This is a genomic window from Flavonifractor sp. An306 (assembly GCF_002159455.1).
Taxonomy (GTDB): Bacteria; Bacillota; Clostridia; order Oscillospirales; family Oscillospiraceae; genus Flavonifractor.
This window is the reverse complement of record NZ_NFIQ01000220.1, coordinates 1-957: the sequence shown is the minus strand read 5'-3', so window position 1 is coordinate 957 and position 957 is coordinate 1. Positions and strand designations below refer to the sequence as shown.

Sequence of the window (957 nt, the reverse complement as noted above, 5' to 3'; positions counted from 1 at the left end):
TGTTCCTGCTCATAGAAGATGTCGGGCCGGAACCGGCAGAAATCTCCATGTGTATCTCCTGTTATAAAAATTTCCATAAGTAAATCGCTCCTTGTCTCTATTTTAGCATACGGACTGTTCAATCTCCAAATCGCTGTATCGGAACTTGACCCGGATTGTTTCCGCATCGACTACAGTGACCCGTTCAATCATCTTGCGAACGACCTCGTCATCATAGTGAGGAAAGCCATTGAGATGTTCCTCCAGATAAGTTGCGTACTCTGCCATACGTGAGTCCTCGTTGATTCTGTTGGCTGCCTCTTTCTTCGCCGCATCGATCCGTGTCTGCAGGTGCTGCTTTTCTTCCAGCAGGGTCTTGAGTTGCTCTGCTATCGTCAGATCCTCCATGTTGGCTAACGCCTGATCCAACAGGGCGTTCTGTTGTGCGGTCAGGGCTTCCAGTTCATGCTCCAATTCCAACAGGTTGTTACCGACCCCTTCCGGGGTACATACCATTCGGAGCGTCTCTGCCAGTTCATCCTGTAGGCCATCGCTTGCTTCGACTACCCGGTTAAGCACCGTGAGAATTGCGGTATGCAGCTTGTCCTCCGCCATGGAAGGCGAGTTATGGCAGTATTTTTTCCCGAATTCCAACCGGGAGACGCACCGCCAGACGATCCGTTTGACGCCGTTCCTGGCCCAGGTACACCGCTTATAGGGGGAACCACACTCCCCACAGACCAGCCGCTCACTGAGCGCATACTTGGCGGAATACTTGCCCTGTTCTGTTTTTCCGCTTTTCTGCAGAATCTTTCGCTTGCTGGTCCTCCGTGCCATCTCCTCCTGTACCCGCTGGTAGATGTCCCGCGGGATGATAGCAGGGTGGTTGTCCTTGATGTAATACTGCGGCAACTCGCCGGTATTCTTCTTGACCTTCTTGCTGATGCAGTCTGTGGTGAAGGTCTTTTGCAGCAAGGC

1 protein-coding gene is annotated in these 957 nt (G+C 52.2%); it reads right to left on the bottom strand.

The window, feature by feature from the left end; genetic code table 11:
* Window positions 1–102 precede the first annotated feature (102 nt).
* Window positions 103–957: recombinase zinc beta ribbon domain-containing protein (locus B5F88_RS19745; RefSeq protein WP_242959904.1), on the bottom strand; the 855-nt coding region annotated here is incomplete at its 5' end.